Below are 18440 nucleotides of genomic sequence, written 5' to 3' on the forward strand. Positions count from 1 at the left end.
TACACTAATTCGGTCAAGCTTTAGGATTTTTGGGCTACGAGGCAGCGGCGGGCAGAGGTAGGGATCGGGATCCCCTGGCACGGAGGGGGATTTGTCCCCAGCGATCCCGTCGGATCCCCATAACCAAGCCGTGCCAGAGGGGGCTGGGATCCGGCTCCGGCAGGTGAACCCAGTGGTAGCGCAACACCCCTCGCCGTGGGTTGATATCCAGCTCAAACACCCGCAGAGCCGAAACCGGCCCCACCAGCGGAGGTGCCGTCAGGTAAGGGATCCCATCTCGCACATACACCTTCGGCACATGCAGATGCCCGCTCAACACCGCCACCACCCGCCCGTGATTGGCCAGGAGGGTGTGTAGTGCCGAGGCTTGCTCGCTGCGGAGCCGGTACTTGCGGAACAAGACCGCATCCATCTGGGTGGGGGAGATAAAAGGAGGCTGATGGATGAGCAGAATCAGCCATTCCTCGGGCACCGCTTGTAGATGTTCGCTTAGCCAGTGCAGTTGCGAGGGACGCAGCACACCCTGAGGCAAGGGGAAGTGTCCTAAACTAGCGTCGAGGGCAACCAGGCGGATCCCGGGCAGAGGGGAAAGGCTGTAATCGACATAACCGGTAGGAGCTGGGGACAGGGGGAATTGGCTTTGGCACCAACGGATGAACTGATCCCGGTTGAAGCGCCCTTTTCTCCTCAAGGTATCGACATCGTGGTTGCCCAGGCTGAGGTAGTAGGGCACCCGCAGTTGGGCGAGAATCTCCCGGAACAACTCAAAGCTCTCCGGATCGGCTTGATCCACCAGATCGCCGGTAAACAGGACAAAGCGCAGATCGGGTACTTGGTTGAGATGGGCAACGGCAGCTTGCAACTGGCGGCGAGGGGAATCGGACATCCACCAACAGCGGCAGCCCGTCTCGGGCATCAGGTGGACATCTGAAACTTGAGCAAAGCAAATGCGTTGGGTTGCCATTGTCTAGGTACTTATTCACACCCCACGCCCGCATCATAAGTCAATAACTAGCTGGAGGGCTATGGGCTTCTCTTAACCTCTGCCGCGATGACCTCACCCCCAGCCCCTCTCCCAGAGGGGGAGTTGTGGTTGCTGTGATTTGGAATCGCCACAAATGAGTCTGATTCTTGTTCCGGCGCCGCTGCCGAGCAACCGCTAGGGTATAGGGACACAGATCTTCGACAAGAGGATCCCTCAGTTCAAGCAAGGAGAAAACATCATGTCTGCTACCACCCTTGTTCGTTGCGCCTGTGAACACTGCAACTGCAGCTTCGAAAGCAGCCAAGGCTATCGCTACGAAGGCCAACTCTACTGCAGCGAAGCCTGTGCCACCCATGACCACGCCCACCCTTCGCCTTGCTGCGTGGCCTCTCACTGCTGTCAATAGCAGGTTGGCAGGGATCGCTCACCCCGGCTGTTGCTTTCCGGGATCCTGTGTTGCTTCTCTCCCTGGGCAGTTTTTGATACGCTCCTAAGAAGCTCTATCCCCGTCGGCCCGGGGGCCGGCCCAACCCGTTGGCATGGAATACCGCTGGGATCTGCTGCCCACTCCACCCCAGTTTGATCCGGAGCTGAGCCGAGAATACGGCAAGTATGCAGCCAAGGTGCTGGCCTTGCGTGGGCTGCACAGCCGGGAACAAGCGCGGGCCTTCGTCGATCCTGATCAGTATTCTCCCACGCCAGCGGGATCCCTGCCGGATCTGGAGCGGGCAGTAGCACGCCTGTTGCAGGCAAGAAAAAGAGGAGAAACCCTTTGCATTTGGGGAGATTTCGACTGCGATGGCGTTACCGCCACCAGCCTCTTGCTCTCGGCGTTACAGCCCTTGGGCTTCCGAGTCCAGTTCACCCTACCGCTGCGCAGCAGCGAAGGGCATGGCTTGAACCCCCAGCGGCTACAGCAGGTGCTGGCCCAGGGCTGCCAAGTGCTCCTGACGGTGGATTGCGGTATGGGCAATGCCGCCGAGATTGCCGCCGCCCAAGCCGAAGGGGTGGACGTGATCGTGGCGGATCACCACACGCTGCCGGATCCCTTGCCCCCTGCCTATGCTGTCATCAATCCCTTGCGTCTGCCAGAAGACCACCCGCTGCGCTTTCTGCCGGGGGTGGGGGTGGCCTACAAGCTGGCGGAGGCCCTCTACCAAGCGCTGGGGATCCCAGGCGTAGAAGAGCACCTGGATCTGGTGGCGGTGGGGATCGTGGCCGATGTGGCGGTGTTGCAGCGGGAGTGCCGCTACCTGGTGCAGCGGGGCCTGCCCGTGCTGGCCAAGACGCAGCGCCCGGGGCTGCGAGCTCTTTTGGATCAGATGGGCAACGGCCAATCCTCAGGAACACCAACAGCCCAGGATATCGCCTTTCGCCTTGCTCCCAAGCTGAACGCCATTGGCCGTTTGGACGATGCCAGCCTGGCGGTGGAGCTGTTGACCACCTCCGATCCGCAGCGGGCCCAGACGCTGGTGGAGCATTTTGTTGCCCTCAATGAGGAGCGTAAGCGCCTTACCCAGCAAGTGATTCAAGAGGCCGGCCAACAGGTGGAAAGCCTAGATCTGGGGCGGGAGGGGGCGATTGTCCTGGCCGGAAGCGGCTGGAACCCAGGGGTTTTGGGGATCGCCGCGGCGCGCTTGGCGGAGCAATACGCTTGCCCGACGGTGTTGATCGCCAAAGACGAGAGGGCGGGACGGGGCTATGGGTCGGGCCGCTCGATTCCAGGGGTGAACCTGGTGGAGGCCATCGAGGCCGTGCGCCCCCTCTTGCTGGGGGGAGGCGGACACCCTATGGCTGCCGGGATCCAAGTAGATCTGTCTTGCCTGGCCGCCGTACAACTGGCTTTGCGGCGGGAGCTGGCCGCGCGGGTCAGCCCGGATCGCCAAGCTCGCGCCCTGGCGGTGGAGATCGTCATCGATTGGGAACTGTTGGCCTCTCAGGGCCGGGATAGGGTGGCAGAGCTGGACGAGGTGTATCGGCAGTTGCAGCTTCTGCAGCCCTTTGGCCACGGCAATCCCAACCCCGTCGTAGCCCTGATGAACGTTTGTCGCGGCAGCGTCAAGCTGGGGGCTTCCCAGAATGGCCGCCACTTAAGGTTTGATCTGCAAGGCAGGCTGGGATCCCGTACCCTCTGGTTTTGGCAAGCCGGCGAAGAGCTGGAGCAGTGGCAAGAATGCCAGGCTATGGACATCGCCCTGCAGTTGGAAGCGGATGACCAGGGCAGACAACCCTGGCAAGGCAAAGTACTGGCGCTGCGCTCCTCTGGCGACTGGCAGGCGCCCACCGTTTCCGCCACCCGTCTCCAGATCCAGGATTACCGGCAACGCCCCCTGCCGGATTCTCTCAGAGAAGCCGTCTGCTACAGGGGGCAGGCTCTGCCCCTCGATCAAGACTTCCTCCCGTCGGCAAAAACAGCTCTGGTGCTGGCCCGCTGGCCCTGGCTGCCGACGGATCTGGCCCAACTGCTGCAACAGCTACAGCCGCAAACCCTGATCCTGGCTGCTTCTGGCCACCGCTGGGAGCAGATCGCCCAACTGCAGGCACTCTGGCAAGCGGGCCAACGGGATCCCGACGCTCTGGCGGCAGCGACTGGCCTGCCTCGACAGTGGCTAGCGGAATTGCACAGCCCAGAGGAAATTCCCACCTTGCTGCTGGGCCGCATCCGCGAATCCCAAGCTTTCCACCGCTGGCTGGACGAGGCCAGCTCCGACCAAATCGCCCAGCTCTGTCAACGGCTGCTGCAACCGGATCCCGCGCCGGCGGCTTTGTCTCCGAAGTAGAGGTGAGGGATCCCTTCAATTCCCGCAAAAAAGTTGGCAAGGCTTGGGATCTGGCCAACCCTTTCAAGGCCGACGCGATACTCTAGATCAAACGGCTTAGCTCTAGCGTTTTGCCGCACCCAGAGCCCAGTCTTCCGTGATCCCGGTTCGCCTGACCTTACACCATTTTCTCTGCTACTCTCACGCCGTTTTGGATCTGCGCGGGATCCACACCGCCTGCATTTGTGGCCCCAACGGGGCGGGCAAGTCAGCTTTGCTCGACGCCCTTACCTGGGGCCTCTGGGGACAAAGCCGGGCCAGCAACGACAGCGATCTCATCCGCAAAGGTGCCAGTGAAACCTGGGTGGAAGTGATTTACCGCTCGCGGGGGCAAACCTACCGCATCCTGCGCAGCCGCCACCTGTCGGGGGAGGGATCCCTGGAGTGGCAAATTCAAGCTGGAGAAACCGCCTGGCGCAGCCTAACCCGCCGCGGCATGCGCGCTACCCAACAGGCCATCCAAAGTCAGCTTGGCCTCGACTACGATACCTTCATTCACTCGGCCTACCTGCGGCAGGGACGAGCCGATGCCTTTACCCTGAAGCGCCCCGGCGAGCGCAAGCAGATCTTGGCCGATATGCTCAAGCTGGGCCAGTACGACCTGCTGGCCGAGCGCTGCCGCGAACAGGCTCGCAGTGCCAAGCTGAAAGCGGATCTACTCCAAGAGCGCCTGCCCAAGCTGGAGCAACAGCAGGCCTCTATCGAGCAGATCCAAGCCGAACTGGAGCAGCTCCAACAACAGCAAACCCATCTGCAACAGCTCCTGGCCCAACAGCAGCAGGAATTACAGTCTCTAGAGCGGGCCTATGAACATCGCCACACCCTAGAGGAGCGCCACCGGCAACTCACCCAACACCTGCACAAGCTCAGCGCCAACCTGCACCACACCGAACAGCAGTGGCGAGCCCAACGACAGCACCTGCTGCAGTTGGAAGAGCTGATCGCCCAAAGCGAGGAGATCCTGGCGGGCTATAAACGCTATCAGTCCCTGATGGCCCAAGATCGCCATCTTCACCGCCTCTTCGAGCAACAGCAACACCTGCTCCAAGAGCGCCAAAAGCTGCAGGCCCAACAAGCTGAGTACCAACAGCAGCAACTGCGCAGAATGCAGCGGCTGCAACAGGAATTGGCCGCCTGCCAGGCCCAAGCCCAGGCCGATGCCCAGGTGCTGGCAGAAGGGGAGCGCATCGAAAACGCCCTCCACCACTACCGGCAAGCCCAGGAGCGCCTGCAGATCTTGAACGATGCCCAGGCCCAAGCCGCCGCCCTCCTAGAGCAACAACGGCACTGGCAAGAGCAGATCCGCCGCGAGCGAGAACGCCTGCAAGCCCGCCTCCAGCTCCTCAAGCAGCAACTGCAAAACCAGGAAACCCTGGCCCAACAGCAGCAGCAACTGGCCCAGAAAATTGCCGCCGGCGTCGCAGCCCTGGCCGAGCTGGAGCAACGGCGTCTCTACCAACAGCAGGTGCTGGAAAAAATTCAAGAGCGCCGCCTCTTTGTGCAGAAGCTGCAGGAGCGGCAGCGGGTTCTCCAGCACCAATGGCAACAGGAGGAAGAGCGCTGCCGCCTATTAGAGGCTCCTTGGGAGGCTTTTCCCGTTGGCGATAGCAGGACGGAGTCCTTTCACCCCGAGCGGCTGGATCTCGGGGATCCGGATCGCCCAGATCCTTACAATCCAGAGCAAGAAAGGCACCACTCCGCCCCTGCCTTGGCGGGGGTGAAGTCGATGGCAGAAGGTGGGGAGGAAGAACACCCAGAATCCGAAGCCACCCCGGAAGCAGCCTTCTCAGAGCAGCCTGCCGCGCCTGCGCCGGCACCGTCCACCCGGGCGTTGGCTGTCCCGGAATCCCACCTTTGGGTTTGCCCCCTCTGCGCCCGTCCGCTCAGCCCGCACCTGAGGGATGTGGTGCTGCAAAAGCACCGCCAGCGCCAAGAAGAGATTGCCGGCGAGCTCTTTGTGATTCGCGAGCAACTGGCGGTGGCCGACCGGGAGATCGGGCTGCTGCAAGAGGAAGCTCGGCGTCTTGAGCAAGAATTGGCCGCTTGGGATGAGCGTCTGCACCTCCAGGGGCGGCTGCAGCAGCAGTGGGAGGCCGGGCAGGAGCGCCATCGGCAACTGGAGGCTTGGCGGGCAGAAGCGGCAGAACTGGAGCAAATCCTCAACCAAGAAGCTTATGCCCCAGAGGCGCGGCAGCAGCTTGCCCAGATCCAGCAGGCCCTGCAACACCTGGGCTACGACGAGCGCGAACACGCCCTGCAACGGGGAGAGGTGGAGCGCTGGCGCTGGGCCCTGGGCCGCTCCCACGAGCTGCGCAAAGCCCAGGAGCGCCGAGCCCGCCTAGGTGAGCAAATCGCCTCTCTACAAGCGCAACTGGAAGCCCTGCAACAGGCGGGATCCCCTGACTCGCCGCTGGCAGAACGCCTGGCCCAAATCGAGCAGGCGCTGCACCACCTTGGCTACGACGGATCCCTGCACCAGCAGGTAAAAGCAGAACTGGCCCAGGCGCAACTGTGGCCAGCCCGCCTGCAGGCCCTCCAAATAGCCCGCCAGGAGCTGCCGGAAGCCACAGCCCGCAGCCAGATCTTGTCCCAACGCCTGCAGGAAAGCCGGCAGCAGCTTGCCCAGGCCACCCAAGAGCTGGAAGCGCTGCAGCAACAACTGGCGGAGCAGCCTGAGGTCTTGCCCGCCCACCTGGAAGGGATCCGCCAAGCTCTGCAGGAGCACCGGCAAGGGCTGGATCAGGTGCTTTCTCAAATCGGGGCAGCCCAACAGCGGCTGCAGCAGGCCCTTGAACAACAGTCGGAGCGGGCAGAGCTAGAGCGACAACTGCAGCAGGCCCGCCGCCAGCAGCAGGTGTACCAGGAGCTGGCCAACGCCTACGGCCGCAACGGCATTCCCGCCCTGATCATCGAAAACGTTCTGCCAGAGCTAGAGGCACAAGCCAACCAGATCCTGGGCCGCCTCACCCAACACCGCCTCCATCTGCGCTTTGTAACCCAGCGCTCGGGGCGACGCTCGGACAAGCTAATTGAAACCCTCGACATCCTCATCGCCGATCCCCGCGGCACCCGCCCCTACGAGACCTACTCCGGCGGCGAGGCCTTCCGCATCAACTTCGCCATTCGCCTGGCCCTCTCCCGCCTGCTTACCCAGCGCTCCGGCTCCGACCTGCAAACGTTGATCATTGACGAGGGGTTTGGCTCCCAGGACGCCACCGGGCGGGCCCAGTTGCTGGCGGCCATCAACGCTGTGGCCTCTGACTTTGCCTGCATCCTGGTGATCACCCACATCCCCAGTCTGCAAGAGGCCTTTCCCCACCGCATCGAGGTGCAGCCCTCCCCCCAGGGATCCCGCCTCTCCATTCGCGGCTAGTCATTTGGCTGGTCATTTGAGGAGTTGCCGGCCCGGCTCTGGAGCCACTGCTGCAGCAGGGGAATTATAGTCTCGCCAAGCTGGCTCCACTGGCCGGGCTTTTGGGCCGTGGTCAGCAGCTCCACCCGCTCCCCTCGGATCACCAAAAAGCCCACCGGCTCGATGCGCACCCCGCCCCCCGCTCCGCCAAACAGGCTGGCCGGATCCCATCCGTTGCTGCGAAAGCCGCTGGCCGTTTTGCCAAAATGGCCCCCTCCTCCGCCAACGCCAAAATAGAGCGACACGTAGGGGACAATCGTTGTGTCGCCAATGGTAATCGGCTGGCCAAAGGTCTGTCCCGTCTCCGCCAAAACCGTCAGCTTGCTCAGCACCGCCTCCAGGACGGCTTCCACCTCGAAATCGGAATTGGAATCGGATCCCATTTGTGACGTTTGCGTCAATGCTGCAGGCCAGCTCCAGAGGCCACCAGGTGAAGAACCAGATTGACTGTAGTTGCCTCAAACAAGGTTAAGATACCTTGCCGCCTACCCAAGCGCTCCGCGCCGCTACCCTCACCCCCGGCCCCTCTCCCTCAGGGACGACCCTCACCCCCGGCCCCTCTCCCTCAGGGAGAGGGGAGTTAGGAATAGTGCTCGGCGCCAGGTGCTTTATCGTAACTTCATCCAAGGAAGGCTACTTACCCCCACAACTGACTCGAGCCGACACCGAGAAAGGGGAAGCTCCTGCGCCGCTTTTAATCCTCGTCAGGAGAGCCAGAGTAGAGATCTTCCAGGCGGCTGCGGGCTTCTTCCAGGCTGGTCGAACGAATCACCAACAAGGGCTCTTCCGTCAGGTTGCCTTCTTCATCCAAGAGCTCTGGGTGGGGCGCCTGTCGGCGAGCGCGACGGGGCGAGGCCTTGCGCTCTTCTTTGCCCAACGTGATGATATTGGCCACCAGGTTACGCAGGGCCACAAAGGCAATGGCCACGAAAGCGATGAGGTAGAGGATCTGCAGCATCACGGGTCAGATGAGTCAGAGGAAGGGTGAATTTGGCGGAAGCGACGGCCCAGCTCGGCGCACTCCATCAGCAGGTGATGCCATTTTGCCATCAGCGCCGGGTCAACGCCAACTTCATTCTCCGACAACTGATAGAGGGCTTCTGCGGCTTGCAATTCTGCTTGGGCAGCCAAAACCCGCTCCAGAAGGGCCTGCTGCGCCTCTGGGCTAATAAATTCTAGGGTTTCTTCTTGCAAAAAGCGGCGGGAGCGCTCAAACCAGTAGCGGTAATCTTCCAGTAGGGGCCCCAGAATCTCTCGCAGTAACTTGGCTTTGCTCATCATTGGGATCCCTCCGCGCCTGGTTTGCTGAGAGCATCTTAGCTGAACTTAACCTTCTCCCGCCAGGGATCCCTGGGTGGCCTCCAGGCGGGCTTCCGTCTCCAGCAGCAGGGCTTCCAGCTGGGGCACCAGCTCTAGGGCCTGCTCTTGCCAGTAGCCCCGCTGGTGGGCTTCCAGCAGCCGCTCGCTCATATCCCGCAGTGCCCAGGGGTTGTGGTTTCGCAAAAACTGCTGCACGGGGGGATCCAACAGGTAGGCGCGGGCCACCCCGGCGTACATAAAATCCGGCACGGCGTGGGTGGTGACGTCGTAGGCAAAAAGGTAGTCGAGGGTGGCGGCCATCTCAAAGGCGCCTTTGTAGCCGTGGCGCATTACGCCGGCAATCCACTTGGGGTTGACGACGCGGGCGCGATAGACGCGGTCGATCTCTTCGGCCAGGGTGCGGATCTTGGGGTTGTGGGGACGGGCGTGATCCCCGAAGTAGATTTGGGGGTTGCGGCCCTGGAGGGTGCGCACGGCTGCCACCATGCCCCCCTGGAACTGGTAGTAGTCATCGGAGTCGAGGAGATCGTGCTCGCGGTTATCCTGGTTGTGCAGGACAATTTGCAAGCGGGCCAGTTGCCGCCGCAGAGCTGCGGGGGCCGGCTCTCCCTCGCCCTCGGCCCGGTAGGCGTAGCCGCTCCAGGTGAGGTAGGCGCGCGCCAGATCCGCCTCGGTTTCCCAGTTTTGCGCCTCGATCAGCCCCTGCAGCCCGGCTCCGTAGGCCCCTGGTTTGGAGCCAAAGATGCGCAGCCGCGCCCGCTCTGCCGCTTCTGAAGGCGGGATCCCTTGCTCCTGCCAGTACTGGGTATCGGCCAACACCTGGGCCCGCAGGGGGTTGTCGGCTTCCGGTTCTTCCAGGGCGGCCACGGCCTGCACAGCCCGGTCGAAGAGGGCAATCAGGTTGGGAAAAGCATCGCGAAAGAAGCCGGAGATGCGCAGGGTTACGTCCACGCGGGGACGGCCCAAAGCCGCTACAGGCAGAATCTCGATATCCACCACCCGTCCCCCCTCCCAGCGGGGCCTAACCCCCAAGAGCGCCAGCGCCTCCGCCCAGTCCTCGCCGCCGGTTCTCAGGGTGGCAGTTCCCCAAACGGATAGGCCCAGGTGGCGGGGATATTCCCCCTGCTCTTGCACGTAGCGCTCCACCACCCGCTCGGCAGCCAGCGAGCCAACTTGCCAGGCAGTGGGGGTAGGAATGGCGCGGATATCCACCGAGTAGAAGTTGCGCCCGGTGGGCAACACCTCCACCCGGCCCCGCGTGGGGGCGCCGGAAGGGCCGCTGGGCACATAGCCGCCATTGAGCCCGCGCAGGAGATTTTCCAGCTCCTGGGGCGTTTGCTGCAGGCGGGGGAGCAAGTCCGTCTCGATCCAGCGCAGCACCTGGCTGGCCGCCGGCCCCGGGGGCGGATCGTAAGGGATCCCCTGTAGCCGCTGGGCAATCCAGAGGCGGGCCTGGGCCTCTAGGGCAGCCACCCCATCTCCGATGCGGCGAAAGTTCTCGCCCATAGAGCTGGCTGGCTAATTCCTCAAGTAGACGGCTGCCCCTAGGCCGACCAGCATTTCTTCGGGGGTAATTTTGCCATCTTGGTTGGTGTCGAGGGCATCGAAGACGCGATCCGCCCCCATCCACTCCTCGCGGGTAATGAAGCCATCTCCATCCAGGTCGTAGATGCGGAAGACATCCTGGGCGGCGTGGGTAATCGTTTCCTTGGCGCCCTCCAGCTTCTGCAGCCGCTCGGTGAGCAGCCTTTCCAGCACCTCCAGCGCCTTGGAGAAGCCCTGGATCCCTTCTTCCAGCTTTTCTGAAGCCATGCGGTTTTCCCGGTGCATCTGGTCGAAGGTGGCTCGATCCATCACCAGACGCGGGATGTCCATTTTCTTAGCTTTTTCCGGATCCAGTTTGCGCTCCAGGTGGCCTTCGGTGTTTTGCAGCTCCGCCAAGAGAACTGGCGAGATGGTAAGCAGATCGCAGCCGGCCAGCTCGATGATTTCCCCAATGTTGCGGAAGCTGGCGCCCATCACTTCCGTCGGGTAATCGTATTTGCGCAGATAGTTGTAGATCTGGGTTACCGACTGCACGCCCGGATCTTCAGCAGGGGGATAGCTCTCCCGGCCTGTGTGTTTTTTGTACCAATCCAAGATGCGGCCCACAAAGGGCGAGATGAGGGTTACCCCTGCTTCCGCACAGGCAATGGCCTGGTGCAGGCCAAACATCAGAGTCAGGTTGCAGTGGATCCCTTCTTTTTCTAAGATCTCGGCGGCGCGGATCCCTTCCCAGGTCGAAGCAATTTTAATCAACACCCGCTTGGGATCCGCCCCTGCCGCCTTGTAGAGCTCGATGAGGTAGCGGGCCTTGGCTACGGTAGCCTCGGTGTCGTAGGAGAGGCGGGCATCTACCTCGGTCGAAACCCGACCGGGGATGATGGAGAGAATGCGCACGCCAAAGGCTACCGCCAATTCATCGATGGCGTGGGCCACTACGGTTTTGGTGTCGGCTTTAGATCCCAGTTCTTGGCGGGCCTTGAGCAAGGTCTCATCGACAATGCCCTGGTACTGGGGCATTTGGGCGGCTGCTGTGATCAAAGAGGGATTGGTGGTGGCATCCTGCGGCTTAAAGGTCTCAATGGCGTTGATATCCCCCGTGTCGGCCACCACGACGGTCATCTCTCGCAACTGCTCCAGCAGGCTCTTGCTCATACTCCCCTCCTTAGCTATCGCGCTTCTGCGACCCAGTCCTAGTGTCGCCCACCCAGGCAAGGGATCCCGGTAGATGTGAGATTGTCTTAATTGTCTGCCCCACCGGTGTGGGGACAACGCGGCGCCCGCTCCTGGACTGGTGGCGCCGGTTCGGTTCACCCCCACGGGTGTGGGGACAACGGTTATTGGTCCGCAGACCAGTGGGCCCAGAGGTCGGTTCACCCCCACGGGTGTGGGGACAACCAGGAACAGGCCCGCTACGGCACGCAACTAGGGCGGTTCACCCCCACGGGTGTGGGGACAACGGTGTGTGTGGGGTTACCGTCCGGCAGCCCAGTCTTCGGTTCACCCCCACGGGTGTGGGGACAACCTTTTGGCTAGTCAGGCTAGCCAAGGCTCTCTTCTGGTTCACCCCCACGGGTGTGGGGACAACGGACTGGCGCGGGCTCAGGGGCTGGCCCCCGCTCGGTTCACCCCCACGGGTGTGGGGACAACGGGTTTGGGTGTGTCGGGGCGTGGTGGCACAGTCGGTTCACCCCCACGGGTGTGGGGACAACGGATGTAGTGATTGAGGTGCGCCATGCAACCTTACGGTTCACCCCCACGGGTGTGGGGACAACGGGTTGATGGACAGTGAGGCACTGGCCACAGAATCGGTTCACCCCCACGGGTGTGGGGACAACGGCGTCGGTATCGGCCTGGGCCCGGCGCAGGGTAACGGTTCACCCCCACGGGTGTGGGGACAACTGTCTTCCCTCTGTCCTCTCCCTCTCCCTGCCTAGCGGTTCACCCCCACGGGTGTGGGGACAACTGCCCAGCGCTGTGTTTTGCGTCGCAACGGGCGCGGTTCACCCCCACGGGTGTGGGGACAACGGATGGTGTCGCCGGCCCAGGTGACGTTTGCCAACGGTTCACCCCCACGGGTGTGGGGACAACTTGCAGAGCCACCCCCGCAGGAGTAGCTCTACGTCCGGTTCACCCCCACGGGTGTGGGGACAACGGGGCGGGGGCCTGGTGGTTGGTGTCTACCTTACGGTTCACCCCCACGGGTGTGGGGACAACGGAGAGAGAGATGCAGGGAACACCACCCGGAAACCTTGGTTCACCCCCACGGGTGTGGGGACAACTTGCCTATCCAGGGGCGGTCAAGGTGGGGGGATTGGTTCACCCCCACGGGTGTGGGGACAACTGCCAATCGGTCTGACCACGTGAACCGTCGCGCTCGGTTCACCCCCACGGGTGTGGGGACAACACTTCGATTTTTGCCGATTTTAGTAGGTTTTGACCAGCAGCACCCCTTCTATGTCTACTAGCTGCCGCGAGGGATCCCCGATGCTTCTGGCCCAGAATCCCTGCTCTGAGTTGATGGAATAGACCATCAGTGCAGAGCCGTCGCCGATTTTGCTGGTCACCCGCGCCCACAGTTCTTCTCGAACCAGAGCCGAGACGCGACCGACAAAGACCCCCGCCTTGATCTCAAACAGCCAGCGGCTTAGGTCTCCCCTCAAACTTGCTGGGACATTCTCCAAGATGAAAACCACCATTAGTCCGGCGTTGCCTCATCTAGATCTTCTCCGTAGCTCACTCCCCCCTCAACAGCTCCCTTCTCGTTATCCCAAAGAGCACCCAAAGGGCTAGACTCGTCCTGAGTAGCTCTGAAGCCGAGGATGGCGTCAACATCGTCTATGATTCTCTGCATCAACCGATGCTCTACAAACTTTTCTCGACACAGTTGCCTGGTTCTCGACTCAAAGTTTGGCATCAATTCAGCGGCAGCCTTGAAGGCAGCAGGAATAGTGATCTCTGTTTTGTAGAGATCGGCAACATCATAAACAAAAGATAAGGGCTTGCCTATGTGAATAAATCCCAGCGCAGTTGAATAGCCTACGGCATTGAGCGCTGCCTGGCAAACAGAGTAGAGGCAAGTATTGGCAACAGAAAGAGCTCGATTAACGGGATCAGCACATTCCCATTCCTTGAGCTTATAGGAGCGTCCTTTCCACTTTACCCCTGTTTCCTTGCTCAGGCGATTGTAAACAGTTCGCACTCGCACTCCCTCTAGGCCACGAATCTGCTCAAGGGTTAGCCCTTCTTTTAAAGGTTCGGGAAAGCGAAAGGAATACATACGCCGAACCACTTCCATATGCTGGACGGGATCTGCCCAGAGTTTGGCCTGGTGATAAAGCCTTTCCACGCTGCTAGAAGGATGGGATCCGCTGGCATAGAAGCGTAGCCCATCTTCGCCAACCCACTGGACTGAGCAGAGGCCATCGGCCAAGTTCTTAATAGCAGCGTGAGTAATTGCCGTTCCGGGGCCTAGCATTAAAGTTGTCAAGCTGGCACAAGGGATTATATATCTGCCATCTTCTTGCAAAACGGCAACAGCTTTAGCATCTTGCTCAATTCGGCACCGTTCCACATAGACGAAGCTTATGCTATCTCGAACCTTTGGGATAGAACGTAAACTTTTCGCAGTTGTCTTTGTGCTCATAAGATACTCTCCTTTAGAAGGCAAAACTAATAGGGAAAGTAGCTGATCTTGCTAAGTGATAGGAGTCCGCAGCCGTAGGAGCGCCCTCGCCCAATTCCTTGTTGCACTGCTTTGACCAAAGCTTCAGCATCAGTTACCCGCAATATGCCCTGGAACAAAACGGTGTGGATACGAACTGGCCCGGAGAGCCCCTTTTTGATCCCAAATATTTGCGGCGATGGGATCCCTTCTGCAGCCAACACCTCAAACCCATGCTGCTGGCCCTGGCGGCGGAGCCATTCCAGTTGATCCTCAGAGCGAAAAAAGCCAATAATCTTGTGGGTCTTCCTATCTCGCTTGCTGGGATTTGCTCGAAGTCGAAACTGAAAGCATCTTCCCTTACTTAGAACTTCTGGCTTTAGGTCAAAGATTTTGACTTCCGGATCCCTTTGGACATAACCCTGGGGCAAGCGAGACCAATCTGGTTGAATGGCTGATTGTACCAGGAGAGTGCAGCCATCGGGTTCTTGACGGTAAAGAATATGCCAATCGGAGCGAGGGGTTTTGGTGGGTTGATCGGGAAAACCATGCATAATTCGCTGGTGCAAAGCGTGAGCATTACTGAGCTCTCGCTGCACCAAAATCTGTCGCTCGTTGAGGATCAGCCGGGAAAGATACATATCACCTCCGGGAGTTTATAGTATTCTGTCTTCACAGCCCGGCAACCGAAACGCCGTGGCTGCCAGCTCAAAGGCACATCTTGGCGCACATCTAAGCTCTCAGGAACCTCCAAAACAAAGCGAAGTTGAGAGGGACACTGCTCGCGTCTAGAACACTCGTAAGGGTGCTGACGCAAAGCTTCCAGCAAGGGCTGCTCCACAAGCCCCAATCGCAAAGGGCGGCTGGGAATAAAACTCTTCCGTCCTAGAAACACTTGCCAGTGAGGTTTTTGCAAAGCTTGATCCAAGATTCTCAGCAAATTAAAATCCCCTTCCAATCCCACCAGGTAATCCCCATCCGCTACGTAGTAGCGCTCACTAAGCGTCGTTTCCGCTTTACGCCTATCGTGCATATTGTTTTGCACTGTGTGGAAGTCTTTGCGAAGGATCCCTTCCTTATTCACTCGCACCCCCATTCTGAGGGCAGCTAGATCATCAACAGGTTCCCAACGAGGGCGACCCAGTGCCGCGCAGAGGATCCCGATGACAGCCGACTTTGTAGGCTCACGACGGCTATCGCGATAATCAAACTGGCTGTGGTCGCCCCAGCTCATCATCGGGGCCCGCAATCGCATGAGAAGCGTAGTCATGATCTAAGCTCCTTTGCCGTTGTTGGCCACGCCAAGAGCTTTGAGAGCACTATTTAAGAGCTCTTCTACAGAATCTTTCTTGCTAGATTTGAGTACGTTAAGTCTCTCGGCTAGCCTATCAAGGGCAACAACGCCCTTATACTGCACATCAGCTTCTCCATACATCTTGATAAGTGATCCCCAATACTCATCTAAAGCTTTAACGGCATTTTCCAGTAGGCTAAATCCTCCACTAGGAGCAACCGGGTTTTCAAAGGCATCCACCAAGGAAATAGGCTGCCCTTCTCGAACTACCACCATCACCAATGCTGGCCGAGTGTGGGCGGCAAATCCGTTTTGATGTCCGCTGGGCACAGCATGAATGAAAGCCGTAGCAAAAGCCTTGATAATGGATCCTAGATGTTCAGTTCCACCTAGATTTTCAACCAACTGCTCCTTATCGAGAACAGCAAAGCGGTAGTAGGTAGAGCTGTTGTACCCCGTCTCGCCCATGTGGTCGGCTCCGGTGTCCTCACTACTGCCCAGGTCGTCTACGGCTGTGAAGAAGTCGAATTCTTGTTGCAGGACATTAATACTAGTTGCATGGGCCACTTGAACGGCAGCATCGACATTGACTGTGGGTAGCGAGGCCATCATCCGACCGAACAAAGCCACATCACCCGGTTTTCCTGTATCAACCAAAGCTTTCTCGATCGCCTTGGCTATGTTGGGATCCTTTTGGGGAAGCTTAGGCTTTTCCTCTCGTAAGCTGGATTCGATGGCAGACCAGTTTTTGATTAGGATTTCGGCAATTGCATCAAGTTCTGTCTTACCCAAAAATATAATAGTGGTGGCTTCGTTCTTATCATTAAACTTGAGCTTAAGCCCTTCCTCTAAGGCCAGCCGAGCAACCAGCTCAGCTTGCTCATCAGGGATCCCTGCCTTCACAAGCTTAGATTTCAACTCAGGGATCCAGTTACGAGAGCGATCGGCAAAGTGAGCCGGGTCTAGCTTGGCATATTGGTAATAGTATTTTCGCGCTGCCCGCTTCTGGCACTGGCTAGAGATTCGCGCTCGCGGACGACCGCCGAATATCGTAGATTTGGGCATGCCATTTTCATCGCGGTTTAGGTTGGCAGGAGGGAAACTTTGAATCAAATGAATTTCCATTCGCATGGCTATTTCTCCTCTAAGGTATGGTGTCGGAACAAGTCTGCTAGCTTAAACAGAGGCAAGTGCCTCTCAGCCTACATCCTCTTTGAAGTCATCGGAGACCTCGAAACTTACATTATCAGTTTCTTCTGACCTTGCAGATCCAGAAGAAGGTGATTGCCAAAAAGTTCTAGCCCATTTATCTTGAACAACTTGATCGGGGTGGTTCCATAAGCAAAGGTCAACGATCAAACGTGGGTAGTAAACAGAAATCCTCCTCTCCTTTTTGCTCTTCATCTGTCGCACTAGAGCTGTGATTGGATATTCGATATAGTCAAGATCGGTCTCCAGAAGAGCTCTAAACCTTCGTTCTGGGCCTTTAGATTCAGTGCTGTCTTGCAGTTCCCGACAGCTTTTCGCAAAGTTACCGGCATCCGGTTCTGCATCTTGATCATGGTAAACAGAGAGACACGCCACAAAGATCCAGATATCCTGTTCTTGTTCGGGGATCCCTTGCAAATAGGGCAGTACAAAGGGGTAAATTTTTCGTAAGTGGTGGTGCTTGCCGGAAAGTGCCCGCTTGAAGGCAACTTTGGCGCCGGTGTCGTTTTTAAGGCGATCCTTAATTTCCTGTAAGAACTTTTTTGCTCGTTCTAGTCGATTATGAGAAGAGATTTGAGTTGTAGCCATAACTTAGACTCCTATTGGACAACGGCTTGCTCCTTCTTCTGCTTTTTCTTAGCTGTTTTTTGTTTTTGAGCTTTCTTTTCCCTTGGGTCGGCGCGAAGCTCTGCTAGTTTCCACTCCAGTGTGCGCAAGGCAGCTGCTCTGGCCTGATGATTGCGAATAGACTCAATGGATTCGGTGAAGGCTCTCCGAGCGGCATCTTGTACAGTCTTAATCCAGGCAGGTAGAGTGGTAAGTCCATAGCGGGTAATGCCATCAGCTCCAGTTTGGTTATCTTGGGGTAAATCATGAAGTAGCCTTGAGAAAGCTTGGTCTAGAATTGTCCAGTAGCGAGACTCTCCATCTAAAGCTTTGGATAGCTTCTTGGATAGATTCTCAGTCTCTTCGTTTTTGAGAACCTCTGCCAGAGAAAAGTAGGGGCTGCCTTTAAAAGATCGAAAGATTTGTTGATGGTTCTCGGCAATTCCAATAGCGCTTTTTAAGCTCTGCGCCAACTCCAAATCTGTAACAAACTGTATTGGAACTGAAAATCGAGCCGAACTCCATCCTAAAGGTTTAGCCTGGTCAGCGCTCATACCCAACACTTCAAATACAACCAAATTATTGACCAATTCTTCTGACTTGAGCTCAGCTAGCCAGTCCACAATCCGAGGACGGGTTTGCTTGCCAGCCGTCAAGAGAAAACTGTCCGCATCCCGCCACAACTGTCTGTGTAAAGATAGACGCACTGGTTTACCTTCTTTATAGGCAACGCTACATTCCCACTGCCGGGCCTCTACACCCTCGGGTAGGGAGTTGCCCATAGTGATAGCCAATTGCTGCACTCGCCCAGCTTCTGAAAACAGCCGCAGCCGCCGCCAGGGAAAGGTTAAGTAGTGGATGTATCCCGCAGGGATTTCTTTTTTCGGTTGGCCAGTGTAGCCAACTTCGGTTTCCCAGGTGGGTACATCTTCTCCAGCTACCACACTCGGTATCTCATTCTCTGGGCTATACTGCATCAAGTTCAGCATCAGCGTCTCTTTTAAGGTTCTTCCTTTTAAAAGGACATTGGCAACATTCATAGTCGGAGTGTTTACAGCAGAGCGATTGCCACTGTCTTGCCCGACATAAAATGCCCTTAGGCTAGTGATATCGACTCCCTGTAGACGCACCAATAGTCGAGCAGCTTCCGGCAAGGAGATGCTGTAGCCGCTCCATTCGTGTTCATGAGAGAATACTTCAGAGGTGCTCATGGTATGGATGGCGTAGACAGGCACGGCTCTTTCTATAGGTAAAGCTGGATCCTGCATGAAGGGGTGAGTGGGATGGAATAGGTCAAAACAATTTTGACTACCCTGCAAGTACTCAACAACTCTCTTTCCATTGTCTTGAAAGATTTCCTTCCAGTGATCTGTATCTGTCGGCCCAAGATAGGCTCGGTGCATAATTGCCAGTAGAAAACGGTAGAGGGCTAAAGTGGTAGGCGGATTATCTCCTCGAATCTCTTTTAGGCTTTCCCACTCTCTAAACAACTCAACTAAAGACAACTCTTGGATCCGAAAATCGGGATCGAGTACAGGGATCCACTTTTCTCTGGTGAGATTAAAGGATTGGCTCTCCATGAGCTCCTC

15 protein-coding genes, 1 pseudogene and 1 CRISPR repeat array are annotated in these 18440 nt (G+C 58.2%); of the genes and pseudogenes, 3 read left to right on the forward strand and 13 right to left on the reverse strand.

The window, feature by feature from the left end; all coding sequences use genetic code 11:
* Positions 1–34: 34 nt before the first annotated feature.
* A complete protein-coding gene (locus NW858_RS03800) occupies positions 35–964 on the reverse strand; it encodes a metallophosphoesterase family protein (protein WP_414333822.1) in 930 nt (309 codons plus the stop codon).
* A 259-nt stretch (positions 965–1223) separates the two neighbouring features.
* Here NW858_RS03800 and NW858_RS03805 point away from each other — a divergent pair, with 259 nt between their 5' ends.
* From NW858_RS03805 to NW858_RS03815, 3 genes are all read left to right on the forward strand, one after another.
* Positions 1224–1391 (forward strand): hypothetical protein, encoded by a 168-nt coding sequence (locus NW858_RS03805; protein WP_414337946.1) that lies wholly within the window; start codon positions 1224–1226, stop codon positions 1389–1391.
* A 133-nt stretch (positions 1392–1524) separates the two neighbouring features.
* Entirely contained in the window at positions 1525–3765 is a 2241-nt protein-coding gene (gene recJ / locus NW858_RS03810; RefSeq protein ID WP_414519854.1) for a single-stranded-DNA-specific exonuclease RecJ, read from the forward strand.
* Between the two features lie 136 nt (positions 3766–3901).
* Positions 3902–7177: an AAA family ATPase gene (locus NW858_RS03815; RefSeq protein WP_414519856.1), complete on the forward strand. Its 3276-nt coding sequence runs from the start codon at positions 3902–3904 to the stop codon at positions 7175–7177.
* On the opposite strand, the gene NW858_RS03820 is transcribed toward NW858_RS03815, so the two are convergent.
* The 12 genes and pseudogenes from NW858_RS03820 to casA all read right to left on the reverse strand — a co-directional run bounded on the left by NW858_RS03820 (position 7174) and on the right by casA (position 18431).
* Positions 7174–7617, reverse strand: coding sequence for a GerW family sporulation protein (locus tag NW858_RS03820; protein WP_414519858.1), 444 nt, complete (start codon positions 7615–7617; stop codon positions 7174–7176). The two genes, NW858_RS03815 and NW858_RS03820, sit on opposite strands and share 4 nt — an antisense overlap.
* A gap of 293 nt (positions 7618–7910) precedes the next feature.
* A complete protein-coding gene (locus NW858_RS03825) occupies positions 7911–8174 on the reverse strand; it encodes a DUF2973 domain-containing protein (RefSeq protein ID WP_414333816.1) in 264 nt (87 codons plus the stop codon).
* Complete coding sequence (locus NW858_RS03830) at positions 8174–8497, reverse strand: DUF2605 domain-containing protein (protein WP_414333814.1); 324 nt, start codon at positions 8495–8497, stop codon at positions 8174–8176. The genes NW858_RS03825 and NW858_RS03830 overlap by 1 nt, the downstream gene beginning before the upstream one ends.
* 45 nt (positions 8498–8542) lie before the next feature.
* A pseudogene (locus NW858_RS03835) lies at positions 8543–10027 on the reverse strand (cobaltochelatase subunit CobN); the annotation flags it as partial.
* Between the two features lie 27 nt (positions 10028–10054).
* Positions 10055–11233 (reverse strand): transaldolase, encoded by a 1179-nt coding sequence (locus NW858_RS03840; RefSeq protein ID WP_414365863.1) that lies wholly within the window; start codon positions 11231–11233, stop codon positions 10055–10057.
* Positions 11234–11384: 151 nt separating this feature from the next.
* A CRISPR array of direct repeats spans positions 11385–12485; the repeat unit is 29 nt; unit sequence CGGTTCACCCCCACGGGTGTGGGGACAAC.
* A gap of 19 nt (positions 12486–12504) precedes the next feature.
* Positions 12505–12777: a type I-E CRISPR-associated endoribonuclease Cas2e gene (gene cas2e / locus NW858_RS03845; RefSeq protein ID WP_414335467.1), complete on the reverse strand. Its 273-nt coding sequence runs from the start codon at positions 12775–12777 to the stop codon at positions 12505–12507.
* Positions 12777–13724: a type I-E CRISPR-associated endonuclease Cas1e gene (gene cas1e / locus NW858_RS03850; protein ID WP_414335466.1), complete on the reverse strand. Its 948-nt coding sequence runs from the start codon at positions 13722–13724 to the stop codon at positions 12777–12779. Before cas1e ends, cas2e begins: the two co-directional genes overlap by 1 nt.
* 26 nt (positions 13725–13750) lie before the next feature.
* Positions 13751–14383: a type I-E CRISPR-associated protein Cas6/Cse3/CasE gene (cas6e, locus tag NW858_RS03855; protein WP_414335465.1), complete on the reverse strand. Its 633-nt coding sequence runs from the start codon at positions 14381–14383 to the stop codon at positions 13751–13753.
* On the reverse strand, positions 14365–15012 hold the full coding sequence (cas5e, locus tag NW858_RS03860; protein ID WP_414335464.1) for a type I-E CRISPR-associated protein Cas5/CasD: 648 nt from the start codon (positions 15010–15012) through the stop codon (positions 14365–14367). The genes cas6e and cas5e overlap by 19 nt, the downstream gene beginning before the upstream one ends.
* A gap of 3 nt (positions 15013–15015) precedes the next feature.
* The gene (gene cas7e, locus NW858_RS03865; RefSeq protein WP_414347088.1) at positions 15016–16167 is read right to left on the reverse strand and encodes a type I-E CRISPR-associated protein Cas7/Cse4/CasC; all 1152 of its coding nucleotides are present in this window, start codon (positions 16165–16167) and stop codon (positions 15016–15018) included.
* A 66-nt stretch (positions 16168–16233) separates the two neighbouring features.
* A complete protein-coding gene (gene casB, locus NW858_RS03870) occupies positions 16234–16833 on the reverse strand; it encodes a type I-E CRISPR-associated protein Cse2/CasB (protein WP_414335462.1) in 600 nt (199 codons plus the stop codon).
* An 11-nt stretch (positions 16834–16844) separates the two neighbouring features.
* Entirely contained in the window at positions 16845–18431 is a 1587-nt protein-coding gene (casA, locus tag NW858_RS03875; RefSeq protein WP_414335461.1) for a type I-E CRISPR-associated protein Cse1/CasA, read from the reverse strand.
* Between the last annotated feature and the right edge of the window lie 9 nt (positions 18432–18440).

The sequence above is a fragment of the Synechococcus sp. H55.10 genome (assembly GCF_047502715.1).
In the GTDB taxonomy this organism is placed as follows: domain Bacteria; phylum Cyanobacteriota; class Cyanobacteriia; order Thermostichales; family Thermostichaceae; genus Thermostichus.

Bases quoted from the DNA above. Each gene is read 5' to 3' on its own strand.
- NW858_RS03800 (WP_414333822.1), bottom strand. From the start codon at position 964: ATGGCAACCCAACGCATTTGCTTTGCTCAAGTTTCAGATGTCCACCTG.
- recJ (WP_414519854.1), top strand. From the start codon at position 1,525: ATGGAATACCGCTGGGATCTGCTGCCCACTCCACCCCAGTTTGATCCG.
- NW858_RS03830 (WP_414333814.1), bottom strand. From the start codon at position 8,497: ATGATGAGCAAAGCCAAGTTACTGCGAGAGATTCTGGGGCCCCTACTG.
- cas7e (WP_414347088.1), bottom strand. From the start codon at position 16,167: ATGCGAATGGAAATTCATTTGATTCAAAGTTTCCCTCCTGCCAACCTA.
- casA (WP_414335461.1), bottom strand. From the start codon at position 18,431: ATGGAGAGCCAATCCTTTAATCTCACCAGAGAAAAGTGGATCCCTGTA.
- NW858_RS03825 (WP_414333816.1), bottom strand. From the start codon at position 8,174: ATGCTGCAGATCCTCTACCTCATCGCTTTCGTGGCCATTGCCTTTGTG.
- cas5e (WP_414335464.1), bottom strand. From the start codon at position 15,012: ATGACTACGCTTCTCATGCGATTGCGGGCCCCGATGATGAGCTGGGGC.
- casB (WP_414335462.1), bottom strand. From the start codon at position 16,833: ATGGCTACAACTCAAATCTCTTCTCATAATCGACTAGAACGAGCAAAA.
- NW858_RS03805 (WP_414337946.1), top strand. From the start codon at position 1,224: ATGTCTGCTACCACCCTTGTTCGTTGCGCCTGTGAACACTGCAACTGC.
- NW858_RS03840 (WP_414365863.1), bottom strand. From the start codon at position 11,233: ATGAGCAAGAGCCTGCTGGAGCAGTTGCGAGAGATGACCGTCGTGGTG.
- cas2e (WP_414335467.1), bottom strand. From the start codon at position 12,777: ATGGTGGTTTTCATCTTGGAGAATGTCCCAGCAAGTTTGAGGGGAGAC.
- cas1e (WP_414335466.1), bottom strand. From the start codon at position 13,724: ATGAGCACAAAGACAACTGCGAAAAGTTTACGTTCTATCCCAAAGGTT.
- cas6e (WP_414335465.1), bottom strand. From the start codon at position 14,383: ATGTATCTTTCCCGGCTGATCCTCAACGAGCGACAGATTTTGGTGCAG.